Annotated in this window: 18 protein-coding genes; 9 read left to right on the top strand and 9 right to left on the bottom strand. The window is 68.8% G+C overall.

Translation table 11 applies throughout. The features are described from left to right. Positions 1-35: 35 nt before the first annotated feature. From LXT21_RS28425 to LXT21_RS28410, 4 genes are all read left to right on the top strand, one after another. Positions 36-326: a hypothetical protein gene (locus LXT21_RS28425; protein ID WP_254041333.1), complete on the top strand. Its 291-nt coding sequence runs from the start codon at positions 36-38 to the stop codon at positions 324-326. Positions 327-458: 132 nt separating this feature from the next. After that, positions 459-1445 carry a C2 family cysteine protease gene (locus LXT21_RS28420; protein WP_254041332.1) on the top strand — a complete coding sequence of 329 codons (987 nt, stop codon included), beginning with the start codon at positions 459-461 and terminating at the stop codon, positions 1443-1445. Further along, positions 1442-1834 (top strand): hypothetical protein, encoded by a 393-nt coding sequence (locus tag LXT21_RS28415; RefSeq protein WP_254041331.1) that lies wholly within the window; start codon positions 1442-1444, stop codon positions 1832-1834. The genes LXT21_RS28420 and LXT21_RS28415 overlap by 4 nt, the downstream gene beginning before the upstream one ends. 75 nt (positions 1835-1909) lie before the next feature. Continuing rightward, a complete protein-coding gene (locus LXT21_RS28410) occupies positions 1910-2251 on the top strand; it encodes a DUF2845 domain-containing protein (protein WP_254041330.1) in 342 nt (113 codons plus the stop codon). A gap of 7 nt (positions 2252-2258) precedes the next feature. Here LXT21_RS28410 and LXT21_RS28405 read toward each other — a convergent pair whose 3' ends face one another. Both LXT21_RS28405 and LXT21_RS28400 read right to left on the bottom strand, forming a co-directional pair. Beyond that, on the bottom strand, positions 2259-3914 hold the full coding sequence (locus LXT21_RS28405) for an FAD-binding dehydrogenase (RefSeq protein ID WP_254041329.1): 1656 nt from the start codon (positions 3912-3914) through the stop codon (positions 2259-2261). A gap of 82 nt (positions 3915-3996) precedes the next feature. Continuing rightward, a complete protein-coding gene (locus LXT21_RS28400; protein WP_254041328.1) occupies positions 3997-4530 on the bottom strand; it encodes an ureidoglycolate lyase in 534 nt (177 codons plus the stop codon). A 178-nt stretch (positions 4531-4708) separates the two neighbouring features. Between LXT21_RS28400 and LXT21_RS28395 the strand changes: the two genes are divergently transcribed. From LXT21_RS28395 to LXT21_RS28385, 3 genes are all read left to right on the top strand, one after another. Continuing rightward, positions 4709-6898, top strand: coding sequence for a S9 family peptidase (locus LXT21_RS28395; protein ID WP_254041327.1), 2190 nt, complete (start codon positions 4709-4711; stop codon positions 6896-6898). 74 nt (positions 6899-6972) lie between these two features. After that, complete coding sequence (locus LXT21_RS45690) at positions 6973-7884, top strand: DUF6310 domain-containing protein (RefSeq protein ID WP_254041326.1); 912 nt, start codon at positions 6973-6975, stop codon at positions 7882-7884. Next, positions 7881-8633, top strand: coding sequence for a DUF5953 family protein (locus tag LXT21_RS28385; RefSeq protein WP_254041325.1), 753 nt, complete (start codon positions 7881-7883; stop codon positions 8631-8633). The genes LXT21_RS45690 and LXT21_RS28385 overlap by 4 nt, the downstream gene beginning before the upstream one ends. A 66-nt stretch (positions 8634-8699) precedes the next feature. Here LXT21_RS28385 and LXT21_RS28380 read toward each other — a convergent pair whose 3' ends face one another. The 3 genes from LXT21_RS28380 to LXT21_RS28370 all read right to left on the bottom strand — a co-directional run bounded on the left by LXT21_RS28380 (position 8700) and on the right by LXT21_RS28370 (position 12261). Next, complete coding sequence (locus LXT21_RS28380) at positions 8700-10109, bottom strand: M16 family metallopeptidase (protein WP_254041324.1); 1410 nt, start codon at positions 10107-10109, stop codon at positions 8700-8702. Between the two features lie 11 nt (positions 10110-10120). Then, on the bottom strand, positions 10121-11551 hold the full coding sequence (locus LXT21_RS28375; RefSeq protein ID WP_254041323.1) for a M16 family metallopeptidase: 1431 nt from the start codon (positions 11549-11551) through the stop codon (positions 10121-10123). Between the two features lie 92 nt (positions 11552-11643). Then, a complete protein-coding gene (locus LXT21_RS28370; RefSeq protein ID WP_254041322.1) occupies positions 11644-12261 on the bottom strand; it encodes a hypothetical protein in 618 nt (205 codons plus the stop codon). A gap of 404 nt (positions 12262-12665) precedes the next feature. Between LXT21_RS28370 and LXT21_RS28365 the strand changes: the two genes are divergently transcribed. Continuing rightward, a complete protein-coding gene (locus LXT21_RS28365; RefSeq protein ID WP_254041321.1) occupies positions 12666-14021 on the top strand; it encodes a KamA family radical SAM protein in 1356 nt (451 codons plus the stop codon). Here LXT21_RS28365 and LXT21_RS28360 read toward each other — a convergent pair. The 4 genes from LXT21_RS28360 to LXT21_RS28345 form a co-directional block, all read right to left on the bottom strand. Next, the gene (locus LXT21_RS28360) at positions 14005-14889 is read right to left on the bottom strand and encodes a DMT family transporter (protein WP_254041320.1); all 885 of its coding nucleotides are present in this window, start codon (positions 14887-14889) and stop codon (positions 14005-14007) included. The genes LXT21_RS28365 and LXT21_RS28360 overlap by 17 nt on opposite strands. Positions 14890-15002: 113 nt before the next feature. Further along, positions 15003-15764, bottom strand: coding sequence for an aldo/keto reductase (locus LXT21_RS28355; RefSeq protein ID WP_254041319.1), 762 nt, complete (start codon positions 15762-15764; stop codon positions 15003-15005). Then, positions 15761-16387, bottom strand: a complete 627-nt coding sequence (locus LXT21_RS28350) for a hypothetical protein (protein ID WP_254041318.1) — start codon at positions 16385-16387, stop codon at positions 15761-15763. The genes LXT21_RS28355 and LXT21_RS28350 overlap by 4 nt, the downstream gene beginning before the upstream one ends. Beyond that, on the bottom strand, positions 16377-17549 hold the full coding sequence (locus tag LXT21_RS28345) for an NAD(P)/FAD-dependent oxidoreductase (RefSeq protein WP_254041317.1): 1173 nt from the start codon (positions 17547-17549) through the stop codon (positions 16377-16379). Before LXT21_RS28345 ends, LXT21_RS28350 begins: the two co-directional genes overlap by 11 nt. 493 nt (positions 17550-18042) lie before the next feature. Here LXT21_RS28345 and LXT21_RS28340 point away from each other — a divergent pair, with 493 nt between their 5' ends. Beyond that, positions 18043-19620, top strand: a complete 1578-nt coding sequence (locus LXT21_RS28340; RefSeq protein ID WP_254041316.1) for a hypothetical protein — start codon at positions 18043-18045, stop codon at positions 19618-19620. Positions 19621-19735 lie beyond the last annotated feature (115 nt).

Genomic DNA, 19735 nt, shown 5'->3' with positions numbered 1-19735 from the left:
GGGTCCGCACGTCCTGACGCTTGGGGGAAACAGGCATGTCATCCGACACCATCACACTCATCAAGGGCCAGGGGCCTCTCGTGCTCCCGCAGAAGCCGCACCTGCGCCTGGCCAGCGGCAACTTCTGGCCCGAGGAAGTGGACGGTCGCGAAAAGCAGCTCACCGCGGGCCTCTTCATCATCGACACCCGCACCTCCCCCTCGAAGCAGGACCACGTGCGCGTCCACGCGTCCCAGGTCGTCGAGGTGGACGGAGCGAAGCTGGAGATCCTCGAGGTCAGCGGCGAGGACGGACAGCAAGCCGCCATCCACCTGAAGGTCCGCTAGTCCCCCGCACCGTAAGTGCGGGCCCCACGCAACTCGGGGCAGTGCCTTTGAGATAATCCAGACATCCACCACCGTCCTTGGGGGACGGCGGTCCCAGGTTCAAAGTCAGTCGTATCGAGGGGGAGTACGCTCATGAGCTTCAAGATTGGGAATGAAGGGTCCCGCGTCACCCAGACCACCCGCCAGGAGACCGAGGCGGTGCGTCCCGAGGTGAAGAAGCAGGAGGTCCGCGAGACGAAGCCCGAGTGGGCCAGCGGCCGGACCCAGGACGGGATGCTGCCTCCCAGCCGCCGCGAGCAGTTCGCCGCCGCGCTCGGACAGACCCTCCAGACGAGCGGCTCCGAGACGCCGAAGACCAAGGACCCCAAGGCGCTCGACAAGAACGTCACCTATGGCCAGGTGAAGAACGGCAGCCTCTTCGAGGCCGGCGCCGACGGCACCAAGGCTCACTGGAACGACGTGCAGCAGGGCCAGATTGGCGACTGCTACCTGATGACCTCCATGGGCGCCATCGCCCGCGCCAACCCGTCCCTCATCGAGAACATGGTCAAGGGCCCGGACAAGGCCGGCAACTACACCGTCACCTTCCAGGACAAGGGCAAGCCGGTGAACATCACCGTCACCCCGGACCTGCCCCTCAACTCCAGCGGCAACCCGGCCTACGCCGGCACCCCGCCGGAGAACGGCAAGGCGGAGCTGTGGCCCGCCATCGTCGAGAAGGCCTATGCCCAGTGGAAGGGCGGCTACCCCGACATCGTCCACGGCAACAGCGCCAAGGCGATGGAGGCCATCACCGGCAAGAAGAGCAGCAGCCTGGACGTCGACAGCACCACGCTGGCGGACCTGGACAAGCGGCTCAAGGCCGGCGAGGCCATCACCGCGGGCACGCACGACGACATCAAGATTCTCGGCTTCGACCTGCCGGACGGCACCGACGGCGCGCGCTACAAGGACGGCACCCTGGTGGCGGACCACGAGTACTTCGTCACCGGCGTGGACACCAAGGCCGGCACCGTCACGCTGCGCAACCCCTGGGGCGCCGGCACGCCGGACATCGTGCTGACCCAGAAGGAGTTCCAGGAGTCCTTCCAGTACGCCAACAGCAACCCCACCAAGTGAGTCCCCGGGCGTCGCGCGGGTACGCAAGGCTGGCGCTGGCCCTCGGGCTGGCGCTGACCGCGTGCGCCCGCGAGACGCCCTCCGTGGCGCCATCCTCCGAGGCGTCGCCCGGCGTCATCACCCTGACGAAGAACCACGGGCCGCTGCAGGTGACGCCGCGCTTGAGCCTGGCCACGGGCAACTTCTGGCCCGAGGACACCGACGCGGGCGGCCGTGAGCCCACCGCCGCGCTGTTCATCTTCGACGCGAACCTCCAGCCTCCCTCGCAGCAGCACGTGCGCGTGCGCGCGGGTCAGACGGTGGAGGCCGCGGGCTCGGTGCTGGAGGTCTCCGAGGTCATCGACCGGGGCGACGACCAGCGCCTGCGGCTCAAGCTCCGCGCCCCCTGAGTTTCTCGGAAACAGCGTGAATAACCCGAAGGCCCGCGCGTCGGACGCCCACCTTCATTCCCCCGTGGAGCCCCCATGCGTCTGGTCCTCGCCCCGCTCGTCCTCGCTGGCCTCTTGCTGCCCCTGCACGCGGACGCCGCCACGCTGCGCTGTGGAAACAACCTCATCTCCGATGGGGCCACCACCACCGACGCCGTCATCAAGTGCGGCGAGCCCCTGGCCAAGCAGCGCCGCACCGAGTCCACGTCGACGAAGGAGCGGGTGCGCGACGGCAAGGACGAGTCCTCGACGTCGAAGACCGTCACGGTCGACGTCGAGGAGTGGACCTACAACTTCGGCCCCAACCGCCTCATGCAGGTGGTGACCTTCACCGACGGGAAGCTGACGGACGTGCGCAGCACCGTCTACGGCAAGTAGCAGCCCGCTACACCGCCGCCGCGAGCGCCCTTCCCGCCGCGCGCCCCGAGAAGATGCACCCGCCCAGGAAGGTGCCCTCGAGCGCGCGGTAGCCGTGCACGCCGCCGCCGCCGAACCCGGCCACCTCGCCCGCCGCATAGAGCCCGGGGACCAGCTTGCCCTCGGCGCCGAACACGCGGCTGGACAGGTCGGTCTCGAAGCCGCCCAGCGTCTTGCGCGTGAGGATGTTCAGCTTCACGCCGATGAGCGGCGCGGCCTTCGGGTCCAGCAGCCGATGCAGCTTCGCGGTGCGCACCAGCTGGTCTCCCCGGTAGTTGCGCGCCTGGCGAATCGCGGCGATCTGCAGGTCCTTGCCGAACGGGTTGTCCAGCTGCCGGTCCCGCGCGAGCACCTCGCGCTCCACCGCGGCGAAGTCGAGCAGCTTCGTGTCGGTCTTCTCGTTCATCTTCGCCACGAGCGTGCGCAGGTCATCGGCGACGACGAAGTCCGCGCCGTGCTCCTTGAACGCCTCCACCGGGCCCATGGCCTTCTTGCCCACGGCGCGGTTGAGCACGCCCTTCCAATCCTTGCCCGTGAGGTCCGGGTTCTGCTCGGAGCCGGAGAGCGCGAACTCCTTCTTCAGGATCGCCTGGTTCAGCACGAACCACGAGTAGTCGTGCCCCGTCTTCAGGATGTGCTCGAGCGTCCCCAGCGTGTCGAAGCCCGGGTACAGCGGCGGAGGCAATCGCTTGCCCGTGGCGTCCAGCCACAGCGAGCTCGGCCCCGGCAGGATGCGGATGCCGTGGCGCGGCCAGATGGGGTTCCAGTTACGGAGCCCTTCCGTGTAGTGCCACATGCGGTCGCGGTTGATGACCCGTCCGCCCGCGGACTCGGTGATGGCAATCATCCGTCCGTCGACATGGTCGGGGACACCCTGCACCATGAAGGACGGCGCGGGGCCCAGGCGCGACGGCCAGCTCTTGCGCACCAGCTCGTGGTTGCCGCCGATGCCGCCCGAAGTGACGACGACGGCGGACGCGCGCACCTCGAAGTCGCCCACCGTCTCGCGCGAGCTCTTCACGCCGCGCTCCACCTCCGAGGGGACCAACGTCATGCCCCGCACGCCGACGACGGCGCCGCCCTCCGTGAGCAGCTCGTCCACGCGGTGACGGAACAGGAACGTGAGCGTCCCCTTCGTCCGCGCCTCCTGGGCCCGCCGCACGAAGGGCGCGAGCACGCCCGGCCCCGTGCCCCACGTGACGTGGAAGCGCGGCACGGAGTTGCCGTGACCCACGGCGCCGTAACCACCGCGCTCGGCCCAGCCGACGACGGGGAACCAGCGCAGGCCCTGGTTGTAGAGCCACGGGCGCATCTCGCCGGCGGCGAAGTCGACGAAGGCCTCGGCCCACCTGCGGGGCCAGTGGTCCTCCTCGCGGTCGAAGCCCGCGGTGCCCAGCCAGTCCTCAAGCGCGAGCGCGTGCGAGTCATGGATGCCCATGCGCCGCTGCTCGGGCGAGTCCACCAGGAACAGGCCGCCGAAGGACCAGAACGCCTGCCCTCCCAGGTTCTGCTCGCCCTCCTGGTCCACGACGATGACGCGCTTGCCCGCGTCGGCGAGCTCCGTCGCGGCGACGAGCCCCGCCAGCCCCGCGCCCACCACGATGACGTCCGCTTGCTGTCCCATCCGGAGCCTCCAGGTCCAACCCACGAGGAAGGCCCCGGATGATAGGGGAAGCGCGAGCGTCCGTCCGCGTCGACGTCACGCCTCAGCCGTCGAATCGCACCTGGACGTGCGCGGACGGCTCGAAGTGGCGCACCACGCAGTCACCCTCGCTCCCGTCCTCCCAGGCCAGCATGGCCAGCTCCGCGGGCGCGTCGAGCGCGACGATGGGGTGGTGCCACACGCCCCGGTGGTAGTTCACACCCTCACCGGGACCGCAGACGAACGCCTCCAGTCGCTCCAGGTCCGGACCGCCCGAGGGCGCCGTCGGCGCGACGCACACGAGGTAGCGCTCGCAGCGCATGGGCAGGAACACCTGGCTCGAGTACGGATGGTGCTCCAGCAGCTTCACGGTGAAGGGCAGTGAGCGCGCCACCGAGCGGAACACGGCGAGGTTCGGCCTGGCGGACTCGCGAGCGTTCTCCAGTCGCGCGGACCAGTCGAAGCGCACCGCGGTGCCCTGGTTCGCGAGCGCTCCGGGCCCGAGCCCCGCGCTGACCACGTCGCCGTAGGGCGCGAAGCCCTCGGGTGTCAGCGGCCGCGCGACAAGGACTCGGGGCACGTCGGGGTGCTCACGCATGGGCTGAGCATACAGGCCGGTTCGCGGACGGGGCCATGGAACGGTCATGGTCAACGGGCATCGCCCGGCGCGTCATGTCGTGCGTCGGACCGAGGGGCACTTCCACGCGCCTCGCCCACGGGATGACATGGTCTCCTCACCTCGTGAGCCATCCTCCCGATGACTCCGCCCCCACCCCATGCGAACCCTCCTCACCGCCCTGGTCCTGCTGAGCGCGCCCGTTCTCGCCCAGCCTCCTTCCGCGTCGGCGCCGAAGACGGAGAGCTTCATCCGTCAGCTCACGGAGACGCGCTACTTCAACAGTGGCCGGCCGATGGCCACGAGCTTCACGCCGGATGAACGGACGCTCTTCTTCCTGCGCACCGCGGAGGGCTCGCGTGCCGTCTCACTCCACGCGTTCGACACCGCCACGGGACAGACGCGCGAGCACCTCACCGCGGAGAGCCTCCTCCAGCGAGCACAGGAGGGCCTCACCGCCGAGGCGAAGCTGCGAGTCGAGCCCGCGCGCGCCTCACCGCGGGGCCTGAGCTCCTACGCGCTGTCCGAGGACGGCGAGAAGCTGCTCGTGGGGATGTCGGGCAAGCAGTACGTCGTCACGCGCGCCACCGGGAAGGTGACGGAGCTGAAGACGGGCACGGGCGCGATGGACGTGCGCTTCTCGCCAGATGCGACGCAGGTGGCCTACGTGCGGGGCCACGACGTGTATCGCCTGGACCTCGCGACGAACACCGAGCGCGCGGTGACGAAGGGCGGCACGGAGGGCAGGAGCCACGGGACGCCGGAGTTCATCGCCGCCGCCGAGATGATGCGCTTCTCCGGCTACTGGTGGAGCCCGGACGGGAAGTCCCTGGCCTACACGGAGTCCGACACGAGCGGCGTGGAGAAGCTCATCGTCCCGGACGCGCTGAATCCCGAGCGGGAGGAGCAGCGGCTCGCCTATCCGCGCGCGGGCAAGCCCAACGCTCAGGTGCGCCTGGGCATCATCCCCGTCACGGGAGGAAAGACGACGTGGGTGCAGTGGGATGCGGGGAAGTATCCCTATCTCGCCACGGTGCGCTGGCCCGCGAAGGGACCGCTGACGGTGCTGGTGCAGAACCGCGCGCAGACGGAGGAGCTGTTGCTCGCGGTGGACCCGAGGACGGGGCGCACGCGCACGCTGCTCGTGGAGAAGGACGACGCCTGGCTCACGTTGCACCAGACGTTCCCCCAGTGGCTCGCGGACGGGAGCGGGTTCCTCTGGTACACCGAGCGCAACGGGGCCGGTGAGCTGGAGCTGCGCGATGCCACGGGCAAGCTCGTGCGCTCGCTCGTGCCGCCCGACGCGGGCTTCTACGACCTGGTCGGCTACGTGGAGCAGGACGGCACGGTGTACTTCTCCGGCGGCCCCGCGTCGGAGGAGCGCTACGTGTGGCGACTGAGCCCTGGAGGCAAGCCGACGCGTGTCACCACCGAGCGTCCCGCGCTGGAGCAGGCGAAGCTCTCCCAGCGAGGCGGATTCCTGGCACTGAGCGCCGAAGGACCGCGGCGGATGAAGAACACCACGGTGCTGAAGGCGGATGGCACGCGGGTGGGAGAGCTGCCCTCGCTGGCGAAGGAGCCGACGCTGCAGCCGCGCGTGGAGGTACGGCACGTGGGCAAGGAGCGCTATCCCACGTCACTGGTGCGTCCGCGAGACGCGAAGCCCGGGGTGAAGCTGCCGGTCATCGTGGACATCTACGGAGGGCCCGGCATGGCCATGGTCTCCCAGAGCATGACGCAGCATTTCACGGACCAGTGGTTGGCGGACCAGGGCTTCATCGTGGTGAAGCTCGACGGGCGCGGCGTGTCGCCCACGGCGGACGCGAAGCTGCGCAAGCCGAAGTACGACTGGCCGCGCCGGATTCTCGACGAGCAGGTGGCCGCGCTGCGAGCGCTCGCGGCCGAGGTGCCGGAGCTGGACCTGAGTCGCGTGGGAATCACGGGCGCGAGCAACGGCGGCTACATGTCCGCGTTGGCGGTGCTCACGCACCCAGAGGTCTTCAAGGCCGCGGTGGCCGTGTCCGCGGTGACGGACTGGCGGGACTACGACTCACACCTGACGGAGCGCTTCTTCGGTCTGCCGGAAGAGCAGCCCCAGGCCTACGAGCAGGCCTCGCTGCTCACGCACGTGAAGGCCGACAAGCCCATGGGCAAGCTGCTGGTGGTGCACGGCACCGCGGACGACAACGTCCTCTTCTCCCAGGCGCTCAAGCTGTCGGACGCGCTGTTCCGCGCGGGCCAGCCCCACGAGCTCATCCCCCTGAGCGGCATGGGGCACAGGGTGTCCGACCCCGCGCTCGCCGAGCGCCTGTGGGAGGAGACGGCGCGCTACTTCCATCAACACCTGTAGCCGTCAGCGTTGCTGACATACTCCACGAGCAGCCGGCATCACCCACGGCTCACCGCATCGACCAGAACGAGACCATGCGATTTCGCGCCTGCGCCGCACTCCTGCTCTTCATCTCCGCCTGTGCCACGTCGACACCGAGCCCAGGAGAGCGTACGTCACGGAGCCCGCAGCTCGCCAACCTCCGGCGGGCCGCGCCGCTGCCATGGACTGACGGAGGACAGTGCGTCGTTCGCGAGGCCGCCCATCCCTGGCCTGTGCTCGCTGAGCGATGCTTCGCGGCGCTCGACCATGACAGGGTCCGACTGAATGATCGAACGGGCCGATGTACCGTCGCGTCTGCGGGTGCGGCGGCCCTGGGCGTTGGCCTTTGCGTCCTCGCTGCGCCCGAAATCATCGTGGGCGCGGTGGTCGTCCTTGGCGCGGTGGTGGTGGGTGTCGCCATCAAGGAAGCGTTGGATGCGTATGAGCTGAGCGGGAACCATCCGACCGAGGATGAATCCACACCCCGAACGAAGTCGGCCCTGCGAGATCCCTCGGCGAATCGAAAGCCCACTCCAGCCCCATCGGAACAGGACGCGTTTCCCCCTGGGCCAACGGAGCCTCGGGAGTCCGAGCGCCGCCCTGAGTGCAGACCCATCCCGGTGCCTCACGCAGGCAAGGACGCGCCGCACAATGCGTGCGCCGACAGGTTTCCACCCAACCGGTATCCAGGCATGGACGTCCTCGTGGACGGGGTTCGCTTCGATGCACTGCAAGTCGGCGTGCGCGTGCTCTGGGAAATCAAGACCCACCGCTTCGATACCTATAACGGCTTCATCCAGAGTCAGGAGATAGAGAAGGAGATGGCGCAACTCGGCAAGGAGCGGAGAGCGGCCGCGGCCTGCGGCTATCACTTCGTCATCGGAGTGAGCACCGCGGCCCATCGGGACATGCTGGAAGCACAGGACCCCACGCTCGATATCGTCGTCACGGGGTGCCCACGATGAACAAGAGCAGAACCCTCATCGTCATCGCCTACGCCCCAGCACTCGCGAGACACGATGACCGCGCGCTCGCCATCGTCCATCGCATGGAACAGTCGCTCCCAGGCTTGCGCCTGCAGTGGAAGCTCGCCGAAGGCGGCCGCCCCACCGCATTGCCCGACCGTGATGCGTGGCTCGCGGAGCACACCTTGGACGGGGCGTTCCCCCTCCTGTGCAACGGCGATGAGAGCTACCCCATCACGGTTTCGGGAAGGGACCGGTCCGGGCTCTTCAGCCCAGGCGGTCAGGACCAGCTCGAAGTCCATGCACGACTGCCACTGGACGAAGCCGGAATCGCCGCGGCGTCGGCCCTGCTCGAGGGCATGGCGGAGGGCGCGTCCGCGTTCTGGGGCCATGCGTCCCCGGAAAGCTACGGCTCCGAGGTCGCGCGACAGTTTCGCCGCTCCCCCCAAGCCCCCGAACGCTCACCTCGCGGGCTTCCCATGCTCGACCTCCCGGAGAAACTCTCCGCGCCAGAGACGCCCTGCTTCCTCGGGTGGCTGAACCACTGGTCCAGCGCCGCCGCCAAGGTCATCGGATTCCCCTCCCCTGACCACGACACCGGGCTGCTCTCACGAGCACGGCGCACGGCGTCGGACGGGTGGGTCGTGCAGCTGACGGACTCGCCGCTCGACTACGACAATCCCTCACATCTGGACGCGCTTCGACGGGCCTACGAGCGATTCCCCGCGCTGGGTCGGCGCACGGCGTGAGTCGCGGCCATCGGCAATCCAGGAGCGGAAGACCCATGACGGCCTTCCGCTCCCGGGAACTTCAAGTCAGCGCAGCTTCGGCGGCAGCACCTTCAGCTGCGGCTTGACCACCTTCATGTCACCCACGATGACGATGGTCATCGCGTCCTGCGCGAGCACCTTCGCCGCCACGGCGCGCACCTGGTCCGGCGTCACCGCCATCACCCGGCTCACGTAGTCCTTCAGGTACGTCTCCGGCAGGCCGTGCAGGTCCACGTAGCGCAGCTTGTAGATGAGGCCCATGCGCGACGAGTTCTGGAGCAGGAACGCCCCCGCCAGGTAGTTCTGCACGTCGCGGAGCTCCTCCGCCGGCGGCGCCGTCTTCCTCAGCGTGTCCACCTCCTTGAGGATCTCCTTCAGCGAATCGCCCGTGTTCGCCGTCGTCACGTCCGCGTTCTGCACCCAGTACGCATCCTCCACGTGCTCGGAGACCGCGCTGTACGGCGAGTACGCATAGCCCTTCTTCTCGCGGATGTTCGCGGTGATGCGCGAGCTGAAGTACCCCCCCAGCATCGTGTCCAGCACCTCCAACGCGATGGCGTCCTCGCTCGTCGGCGGCAGCGCCTTCGTCGCCACCCGCACCGTGGACTGCACCGAGCCCGGCCGGTCCAGGAACTGCACCGACTTCGCCACCTGCTGCTTCGGCACGTTCTTCACCCGCTCGGGGCCCGCGCGCCAGCCGCTGAAGGCTTCGCGCACCACCTTCTCCACCTGCGCGGGCTCGAAGCGCCCCACCACGTACAGCCGCGAGCGCGCCGCGCCCACGTTGGCCTCGTAGTGCTTCACCACGTGCTCCCGCGTGTACCGCTGGAGCTGCGCCTCCGTCGCCAACGTGCGCCCGTAGGGATGGTCCCCATAAATCGCCTTCGCCATCACCTCGTTCGCCAACACCTGCGGCATCGTCCGGTACACCGCCAGCTCGCGCACCAGGTCGCCCTTCACCCGCTCCACCTCCGACGCGGGGAAGGCCGGGTTCTGGACCACGTCCGCCACCAGCGTCACCGCCTTCGGCGCGAACTCGGAGAGCACCTCCAGGCCCACGTGGGACTGGTCCTGCTGCGTGCCCACCTCCAACTGTCCGCCCAGCTCCGCGGCGGCCTGGGCCACCTGCTCCGCGGAGCGCGTCGTCGTGCCCTCCTTGAGCAGCTTGCCCGCCAGGTCCATGAGCCAGACCTCGTCCGACTTCTCATGGATGTTGCCCGTGTCCACCACCAGCTGGATGGCCACCTTGGGCATGTCGCCATACGGCAACAGCGACACCTCCAGCCCGTTGTCGAGCTTGAACGAGGTGCGCTCGGGAACGTTGAAGGGCTTGGGCGCCGCCGGAGCCGGAGGCGCCTCCTTCGCCGCGGGCGCGGCGAGCACGGGCGCCGCGGCCAGCCCGAACACCAACAGCGAGGACGCGACGAGACGATTGCGAATGGAATGGAAGGTCATGGTCGCGGTCCTCAGTCAGCCTGGAGCGTCTGGGGGGAAGCCGACACCGTGAGCACCGTGCGGTTCGTCGGACGCAGGTACTCGCGGGCCGTGCGCTGAATCACCTCGGGCGTCACCTTCATCAGCTCGTCCTCCAGCCGGTTGAGCCGCTCCGGGTCGTCGAAGAACAGCGCGGACGAGGCCAGCAGGTCCGCCCGGCCGAAGCCAAGGATGCTCTCCACGTGCTCGTACAACCGCGAGCGCGCCTTCACCCGCGCGCGCGCCAGCGTCGCCGCGTCCACCGGCTTCTCCACCAGCTTCGCCACCACCCCATCAATCTCCCCGGCAATCGTCTCCGGCGAGATGACCGTGTCGTGATACATGTAGACGGTCCACTGCATGGGCCCGTTGTAGTTCCACTGGTTGCCCAGCTCGTTCACCCCACCGCTCAGCTCGCCGGTGATGCCCTTCTTCTGCACCAGCTGCTGGTAGAGCGCGCTGTCGCTGCCCTGCAGCAGGATTTCGTCGATGAGCGCCATCGCGTAGAACTCCGGCGTGCCCACCGGGGGCATGTGGTAGCCCGCCGCGAACGCCGGCCGCGTGACTCGCGCGTCCTTCTTGTCGTGCCGCTTCTCCTTCTCCTGGCGAGGCTCGGAGATGTCCGGCAGCTGGGGCACCGGCGCCTTGGGCAAGGCCCCGAAGTACTGCTGCACCCAGCCCTTCACCTGCTCGGGCTCGAAGTCCCCCACCACCACCAGCGCGGCGTTGCTCGGCGCGTAGTACGTCTTGAAGAACGCCCGCACGTCCTCGAGCGTGGCGGCCTCCAGGTCCTTCAGGTCGCCGTAGAAGTTGTGCGCGTTGTACCAGTTGGTGTTCGCCACCTGCGGCATGTCCAGCCACGGGAAGCCGCCGTAGGGCCGGTTGAGGACGTTGACCTTCACCTCGTTGGCCACCACGCCCTGCTGGTTCTTGAGGTTCTCCGGCGTCACCTCCAGGCCGCGCATGCGGTCGGCCTCGGCCCACAGCATCGTCTCCAGCGTGTTCGACGGGACGATTTCGAAGTAGTTCGTGAAGTCGAAGCGCGTGGAGCCGTTGAACGTGCCCCCGTTCTTCTGGATGAGCCGCGCCAGCTCCATCTTCCCCAGGTTCGTCGAGCCCTGGAACATCATGTGCTCGAACAGGTGCGCGAAGCCCGTGCGGTTCCTCGGCTCGATGCGGAAGCCGATGTTGTAGTAGACGCCCACCATCGCCTTGGGCGCGGTGGTGTCGCGCGACAGCACCACCTTCAAGCCGTTGTCGAGCTTGTAGTACTCCACCGGCACCTGGAGCTTCGGCGCCTGGGCGGAGGCCTCCACCTTCGCCGGCTCGGGCGCAGGCGGCGGGGGCGTGGGCTGGGCTGCTTCACGTGAAGCCGCGCACCCGAGGAACGCGGCGGCGGTAACCGCTCCGAGGACTCTTCTCATCGACCCTCCCTGAAACCTGGCCGTACGTCGAAACGACGAGGCCACTACGAGCCCGCGCGGGACGCCATTGCCCCGACAGGTGAAACGATTCGTCACGCCACCAGGAAGGTGGTCTGACAGTAGGCACACTCCAGCTTGTCCCCTGGCAGCACGCTCATGGCGCCCACCGGCGCGTCACACGTGGGGCAGTTGCGAGCCACACCATGCGCCCGGACCAGGACGACCCGGTGCACGTACTCGCGCGTCGCCCAGAGGAAGACGAGGTCCGCCTCGTGCCGAGCGACGATGGTCGCGAGCAGCTCCCGCGCCTCGGGCTCCGACACCTTGAGCAGCTCGGCCACGTCGCTCGTGGGGATGCGTGACTGTGCACGGATGAGTCCAAACAGCAGCTCCCTGCGCCGCGCTTCGCGGAACGGCGCCATGCCCTTCTTCCACAAGAAGCGCCCCACCCCGATGAACACCCCCGCCAGCAACAGAATCAACACGCCATCCGAGGCCTTCTTCCCCTCGTCCGGCGAAAAAATCTTCACCACGCCCACCATCAACCCCAACAGCCCGAACACGATGAGCGGCGACCCCGCCACCACCCCCAGCACCCCCAAGAGCTTCTTCAGCCCACCCGCGGCGCCCTCGGGACGGGGGACCACCCGCGGTACGAAGGGCTTGGGGGCGGGGGCCGGCGGGACATCGGACTCGAGTGGAGCGGTCATGGCGTCTCGGAGCGCCGGAGGACCCGGCGCCCACATCCTAGAGGCCCCGCCGCCTCCCCTGGCGCACGGAAAATCCACGCCCACGCGGGCCGCTCGCCCAGGCGCTTTCCGCCACCTCCGCATTCAATGACAGACGTGCAACCGCGTTGCGCGTGGCGTCACGCGCCATGCGCTCGGCCCGCACAGACGGAAAGTATCAATCCGCCCCGGGGTCCACGCTCACCCCGTCATTTTTCCGGGCGGTTTCAGCCTCGGAGGGGTGACACATCCAGCAGCCCATGGTAACCCGAACCTCCACCTCGTTGGTGGTCAAAAGGCACGTCTGACCATCGACTCACCTCTCATCCCAGGGCCGCTTCCGTGGAGCCGCGCGGAGGGCCCTGTCATGCAAAGCGAGGAACCGCGTGAGCGCTTCATCCAACGCGGTGCGGTCTCTGTCCGTGGGACAGCGGTACCGTGCCTTCACCCACAGAAACCTGGACGAGTTGACGACCCGAGCGGGGCTCTCCGCGGAGGAGCGGCTGGCCGTCCAAGCGGTGGCCCAGGTGCTGCCCTTCCGGGTCAACAGCTACGTCGTCGAGGAACTCATCGATTGGTCGGCCGCGCCGGACGACCCCATCTACAAGCTGGTGTTCCCGCAGGCGGACATGCTGCCGGCCCAGGACGTGTCACGCCTGGTCGACCTGATGCGCGAGGGCACGGCCAGCCTGGAGCTGGCGGCGTACGTGCGTGAGGTGCGCGCGCGCCTCAATCCGCATCCCGCCGGGCAGATGGAGCTGAACGTGCCCCGGCAGGCGAACGAGGAGGCGATACCGGGGCTCCAGCACAAGTACCAGGAGACGGTGCTGTTCTTCCCCAAGCAGGGGCAGACGTGTCACGCCTACTGCACGTACTGCTTCCGCTGGGCGCAGTTCGTGGGGGACGCGGACTTGAAGTTCGCGTCGAAGGACATCGCGCCCATGGTGGACTACGTGCGCGAGCACGAGGAGGTCACCAACGTGCTCTTCACCGGGGGCGACCCCATGGTGATGGGCGAGGCGGTGCTGTCGCGCTACATCGAGCCGCTCCTGGACATCGAGCACCTGGAGGCCATCCGCATCGGCACCAAGTCGCTGGCGTACTGGCCGCAGCGCTTCGTGACGGACCCGGACGCGGACGACACGCTGCGCCTGTTCGAGAAGGTGGTGGCGTCCGGCAAGAGCCTGGCCTTCATGGCGCACTTCTCCCATCCCCGGGAGATGGAGTCGGACATCGTGCAGGAGGCGGTGCGCCGCATCCGCTCCACGGGCGCGGTCATCCGCACCCAGGCGCCGCTCATCCGCGGCATCAACGACGACGCGGCCACGTGGGAGCGCATGTGGCGCACGCACCTGCGCCACGGCATGGTGCCGTATTACATGTTCGTCGAGCGCGACACCGGGCCGCAGGACTACTTCGCCGTGCCGCTCGCGTCCGCGTACGACATCTTCCAGCAGGCGTACCGGCGAGTGTCGGGGCTGGCGCGCACGGTGCGCGGGCCCTCCATGTCCGCCACGCCAGGCAAGGTGTGCGTGGACGGCGTGCTCGAGCTGGGCGGCGAGAAGGTCTTCATGCTGCACTTCATCCAGGCGCGCGACGCCCAGCTCGTGGGCAAGCCCTTCTTCGCGCGCTACGACGAGCACGCCACGTGGCTGCACGACTTGAAGCCCGCGCTGGGCGCCTCGCGCTTCCCGTGGGAAGCGGACCTCTCCCTCGGAGAGGCGGCTAACCTCCCAGGATGAGGATGGCCATGCCCAGGATGAGCACGGCGATCATCCCGGACTTCAGCGCGAGGTTGGCCTCGCGGAAGAAGAGCGCCGACAGCACGAAGCCCACGATGAGGCTCGTCCTGCGCAGCACGGACAGGTGGGTCACCAAGGCCTGGGGCTCGGAGATGGCGACGAAGTAGATGAGCTCCGCCGCCACCCACGAGCCCCCCACCAGGGGGATGCCCCAGCTCCAGGTGAGCCCCAGGCCCCACGCGCCCCGTCGCCACATGTACGGGACGAAGACGAGCGCGGACAGCAGGCAGCGCTGGAACGCGGAGCTGGCTTGCAGCTCCAGCACCGGCAGCGCCAGACGCGCGACGAGGAACTTGTCGTAGACGGTGGTCGCCGCCGACAGCGCGGTGGCGGCGAGCATCCACCAGAAGGAGCGGCTCTTCGACAGCGAGAGCCCTTCCTTGCGGCCCACGATGGACAGCACGTAGTACGAGCAGACGGTGAGCATCAGCCCCAGGAACTGGAGGGGCGTGAGCAGCTCGCGGAACATCAGGAACCCGCCCGCGAGCGTCCACAGCGGGCCCGAGGCTCGCACCGCGCCGGCGATGGAGATGGGCAGCTCGCGCACCGCGTAGTACGCGAGGATCCACGAGGCCGTCATCGCCACGCCCTTGGGGAGCAGCCACGCCTGCTCGCGCCATGTGAGGCCGAAGGGGTCGATGGCGATGGGCAGCGCGCCTGGAATCAACGCCGGCACCCAGCACAGCGCGCCGAAGAGGGAGGACCACATGACGACGGGGATGACGCTGTTGCCCGTCATCGCCTTCTTCGTCCACACGTCATACAGGCCGAGCATCACGCCCGCGCCCAGGCCATACGCAATCCACATGGTGGGGCTCTCCGAGACAAGAGGGGGCCCGCCCGGTCGACGCAGAGCCCGGCTGGGCGCTCGTGTCGCCGGGTCGGATGCTGGCGAGTCCTTCCGGCCGCCAGCGAGATTCGTCAGCGCTGGAGCAAGCGGAAGACAGCGTGGGTTTCGAGCAGGTGCTTCGCGGACTTGGTGCCCGTGAGCACGTAGCCGCAGAAGCGCTGGGCCAGGATGTGCTGGAGCGACTCCCGCGCGCTCCGTGAGGGGTTCCTCCCCTCCTCCTGGACGAGCTGCCCCATGGCGAAGGGCCGGTTGACCAGGACCTGCAACCCGTGGCGCGAGGCCAGGTCGAACGCGGGCGCGAGCGTGGTGTTCAACACGTTGAACGGGAACTGGAGGAACGAGTAGATGCCCACGTCACACGCGGCCTCGGCCGCGGCCACATCGCTCACGCTGACGCCCACGTGACGCACCCCGAGCGCCCCCGCGGACTCGAGCACCCGCAACACGTCGGGCGAGCCCACGTTGGCCGCCGTCGCCTTGTGCACCTGGAGCAGGTCGATGCGCCCGAGCCGCCGCGCGCTCTCGTCCAGACTCCTCCGGAGCGCGTCGTACGAATGGTCCGTGAACGACGTCTGCGTCCCTGCGTCCCAGTGCTCCCCCAGCTTGGTGGCGACGAAGACGGAGCTCCGCTCGGCGCCGAGCCGCGACAGGAAGGCGCCGAAGCGCTGCTCGCTCGAGCCATACGCGGGCGCGGTGTCGTAGCAGCGCACGCCCAGCTCGAACGCGGTGTCGAGCAGGTGCTGTCCATCGGCCTCGGTCGGAGGCGGCTCGGAGCGATAGCCCCACGTGCGCCCGAGTGATAGCAACCCCAACCCCAACTCCACCGCGCTCATGACTTCACCTTCGGGTGATAGAAGGCCTGGGGCTTCACGTCCTCGGCGCGGAACACGCCGTTGCCCAGGATGACCTGCCCCACCTCGAGCACCAGTCCCCGCGCCGTCCCCGAGCCCTTGAGCACCGCGGCGCGCGCGTCCGAGTCCGCGTCACTGAAGGGTGCGCCCGCCGCCAGCCGGCAGCTGTCCACCGTGATGGCCCCGAGCAACTGCGTGCCCGAGCCGAGCGAGCACTCACCGAACACCGACGCCCCGCCGAGATAGCGGCCCCCATCGCCGATGGAGATGCGCGCGCCGGGACGATTGGCCTTGGCGGTGAAGCCCCCCTCGCCGAACTGGTTGCCATCGCCCACGAGGATGGCGCCCGTCTCCGCGGCCAGCAGCGTGCCGGTGTGCAACACATTGCGACTCCCCAACCGCAGCTCCGCCGTGGGCGCGCAGGTGAGCGTGACACACGGGTAGATGACGTTGCCCTCGCCCAGCGTCAGGTGCCGCGAGATGAGGACGGAGAACGGGTCGTAGATGACGTTGCCGGTGTCCGCGAGCGCGAGCACCTCCGTCACCGTCAACAACCCCGCCGAGCGCCGGGGCGCGTCCAGGGCCGCGAGCAGCTCAAGCCGCATGGTGGGCCTCCCGCGTGACGGCGGCGAGGCTGGCGTGGAGCACGTCACACGGCCGCTTCGCGATGAGCCCGTCCTCCAGTCGCTCGTAGAGCCGCGCCGTGAGCACGTCGGTGAGGAACGGCGCCTCGGTCATCTTCCCCGGCAGGATGCAGATGTGGCCCGGCACCGGCTCGTGGATGGCGATGTTGAGCGAGCGCGCGGACGTGGCATCCGGCGCGAAGTCCACCTTGGTGCACGCGACGTCGCTGTACGTGCCCGCGCTCCTCCAGCCCGGCACCAGGCGCCCCAGCGCGCGGTGGAGGTTGTCGGCGCGCTCGGGCACCACGAGATAGTCGGGGTTCGCGCACAGGAGCGCGTCCTCATTGAGCCCCACGACGCTGTAGTCCCCGTGGTGCATCATCGCCGCCTCGTGCGGGTCCACGTAGAACAGCCCGTGGCCGCCCAGCCGAGGCACCACCACCAGGTGGCTCTTCCAGTAGCGGATGGGCAGCTCCAGCTCGAAGAACTGGCGGAACAAGTCCCTCGCGCCGAAGCCCGTCGAGTAGACGAACAGCCGCGACTCCAGCTGGAGCGTCGAGCCGTCCGCGGTGACGACGGTGGCCTCCGAGCCGCGCACGTGCTCCAGTCGCGCGCCGGTGAGCACCTCGGCGCCGCCCTGCTGCGCGGAGGTGAGCAGCTTGCGGTACAGCATCCGCGTGTTGATGCTCACGTCCGCCACCTCGAACACCGCCGAGGCCCGCGCCAGGTCCGCCGACGGGAAGCGCGCGGAGGCCTGCGCCTTCGTCAGCGGCCGGTGGAACACCCCCGCCTCTTCCCAACGCGACACCAGCTCCTGGAGCCGGTCCGCGTCCCGCACCAGCACCAGCGGCGGACGGTCCGCGTCCTCCACCGCCTCCGGCGCGAACGCGCGAATCTGCTCGTGGCCGTAGATGCAGCGCCGCGCCACCTGCACCGCCGCCTGCCGGTCCTTCACCGAGCCCGCGTGGTAGCTGCCCCGGTGCAGCCAGCCCTCGTTGCGCGTGGACGGCCCGCTCGCCAACGTCGGCTGCTTCTCCAACAACAACAACCGCAGGCCGAGCCGCGCCAGCTTGTGGCTCGCCATCAATCCCGTCACCCCGCCCCCCACCAACACCACGTCATACCGCTGCAGGTCTCGCGTCACGGAAGGTCTCCTCAAAGGCACGCAGCCCCCGCCACACAGTGTTCATGACGGAGAGTTTTCAGAATCGTGACTTGCTCGATTAACTTGATTTGCCACTATTGACGGTTCGCGTCTGGATTCGGAAGGACGCGCCGGGTGCGGCGTCTGGCCCCATGTCAGACACCGTCCGGAGTCGGAGGCGCGAGGCGGCCTGGGGACGACGGGCCGTCACGCTCCGCGCGCCGGCGTCGCGGGCAATCGCCACCTGGTGGCCCTCTCGTATCGCCGTGGCGCACGCCCTCCGTCACGGGAGGGGCACACCCGCGTCCGTGGGAACGCCAAGCAACGGCGCTCGGAACTTCCGCGGCCAGCGCGGCGCGCACGCGGCGCTTGTCCACAAGTCCCCCACAAGCCCTGGCGGGAGCGCGCGCGTGGCCCACCGCGCGCGCCCGCGCGGACCGAAGCAAAACCACCGGATGCGTTCACCCTGAAATTCTTCAGGAGGCGTGAGCGCGTGCGAGGTCTGTTCAAGTGGGCTGGCTGTGCGGCGATGTTGGTGGCGTGTGGCGGTCCGGAGACGGACGAGGCCGGTGAGGACCTGGGTACGCGGTTGGCGAGCGTGACGCTCCCCGAGGGTCAATCCATCTCGTTCCACGAGGTGCCCGACTACGGCATCGTCACCGTGGTGAAGGGCCCGCGCGGCACGCCCATGCCGGACGCGGCGGCGTTCGACGGCATGCCCATCACGGAGGTCTACCGCAAGCTGTCCGGCGGGCAGGAGCCGCCCGCGAAGCTGGTGGAGGCCGCCAGCCGCGCGCCGTCCATGCTGCACCTGACGCCCACCCGAGAGGCCCTGGCGCCCGAGGGGCCCGCCCGGAGCTCCGCCGACGTGGGGCCCGGCGTCGTCAGTCAGCAGGCCCTGCCGGACACGGCGTGGTGGTCATCGAGCTTCTGCCAGGGGCTCAACCGGGAGTACGACGCCATCTGGTGCCCGACGAACGTGTACAGCTGGGCGCACTCCGGCTGGGGTCCGGTGCAGAAGTACTACCAGGCCTGCGCCACCACGGGTGAGGCCACCGGCACGCTGTGGCTGGAGCGCTGGGGCAGCGGCGCGTGGCAGCGCCTGCAGACGGCCAGCCTGCCCAAGTGGTGGTGGACGTGCACGTGGGCGGTGGGCGCGGCCCAGTACCGCTCCGGCATCGACGCCACCGCGAACGCGCTGTTCATGGAGCGCTACCGCTACGCCATCCCCAACATCGTCGCCAACCTGCCGGACTTCCCGAGCGACCGCAGCTACACGGGCTTCTCCGACAACCTCCAGGGCCTCACCCACGACGCCTACTACTGGTACCAGACGCGCAACGCGACCAACTTCTGGAAGGACGAGTCCACCGAGGGGCTCATCGCCTGGTGGCCGATGTCGGGGCTGAACAACAACCCCGGTGGCACCTACCGCATGCCCTCGCCCTGGTACAACGCGGGCTTCCGGCACTACGGCGACCTGGTGCACGTCAACGGCTACCTCTACATCGCCATGGACGGTCCGGGGCGCAGCGGCGCGGTGGGCGTGTTCAACACGAGCATGCAGTACATCGGCTACGCGTCCCTGCCGCAGTGGGAGGGTGGCGTGGCCTTCATCGCGCACAACCCGCGTGACGGCCTGTTCTACGCGGCGACGAACCACCCGGGCTACACGGTGCTGCGCGGCTATCAAATCACGCTGTCCGGCACGACGGTGTCCATCACGCACCAGCGCACGCTGTCCTTCTCGAGCAACATCCCCCAGGGCACGTGGATTCAGGGCGGCAAGATCTCCGCGCGCGGCAACCTCTACGTGAGCGTGGGCGGCGGAGGCCAGACGTCCGGCATCTACATGGTGGACGTCGTCAACGGCTACGTGCAGGGCTACTACTACGTCCCCTACGGCTCCACCGACGAGTTCGAGGGCCTGGACCTCTGGGATTTGGACGCCGACCCGCGCATGGGCGCGCGCGGCCAGATTCACATGCAGAAGATCAACATCGACCTGCCCGGCTTCGATGACGACTACTGGCTGGGCCACTACCGCGTGGACGACCCGAGCCGGCTGTAGGCTTTCAGGGGCCAAACCCTCCCAAGGGGGACACATTCATACCGTGGCACCGGAAACGCATCTCAGAACGACCCAACGCCAGAGTTCGTGACGTATCCGAGGGCCCTTTCCAAGG

Source organism: Myxococcus guangdongensis, assembly GCF_024198255.1.
GTDB lineage: Bacteria > Myxococcota > Myxococcia > Myxococcales > Myxococcaceae > Myxococcus > Myxococcus guangdongensis.
This window is presented reverse-complemented; position numbering and strand designations above follow the sequence as displayed.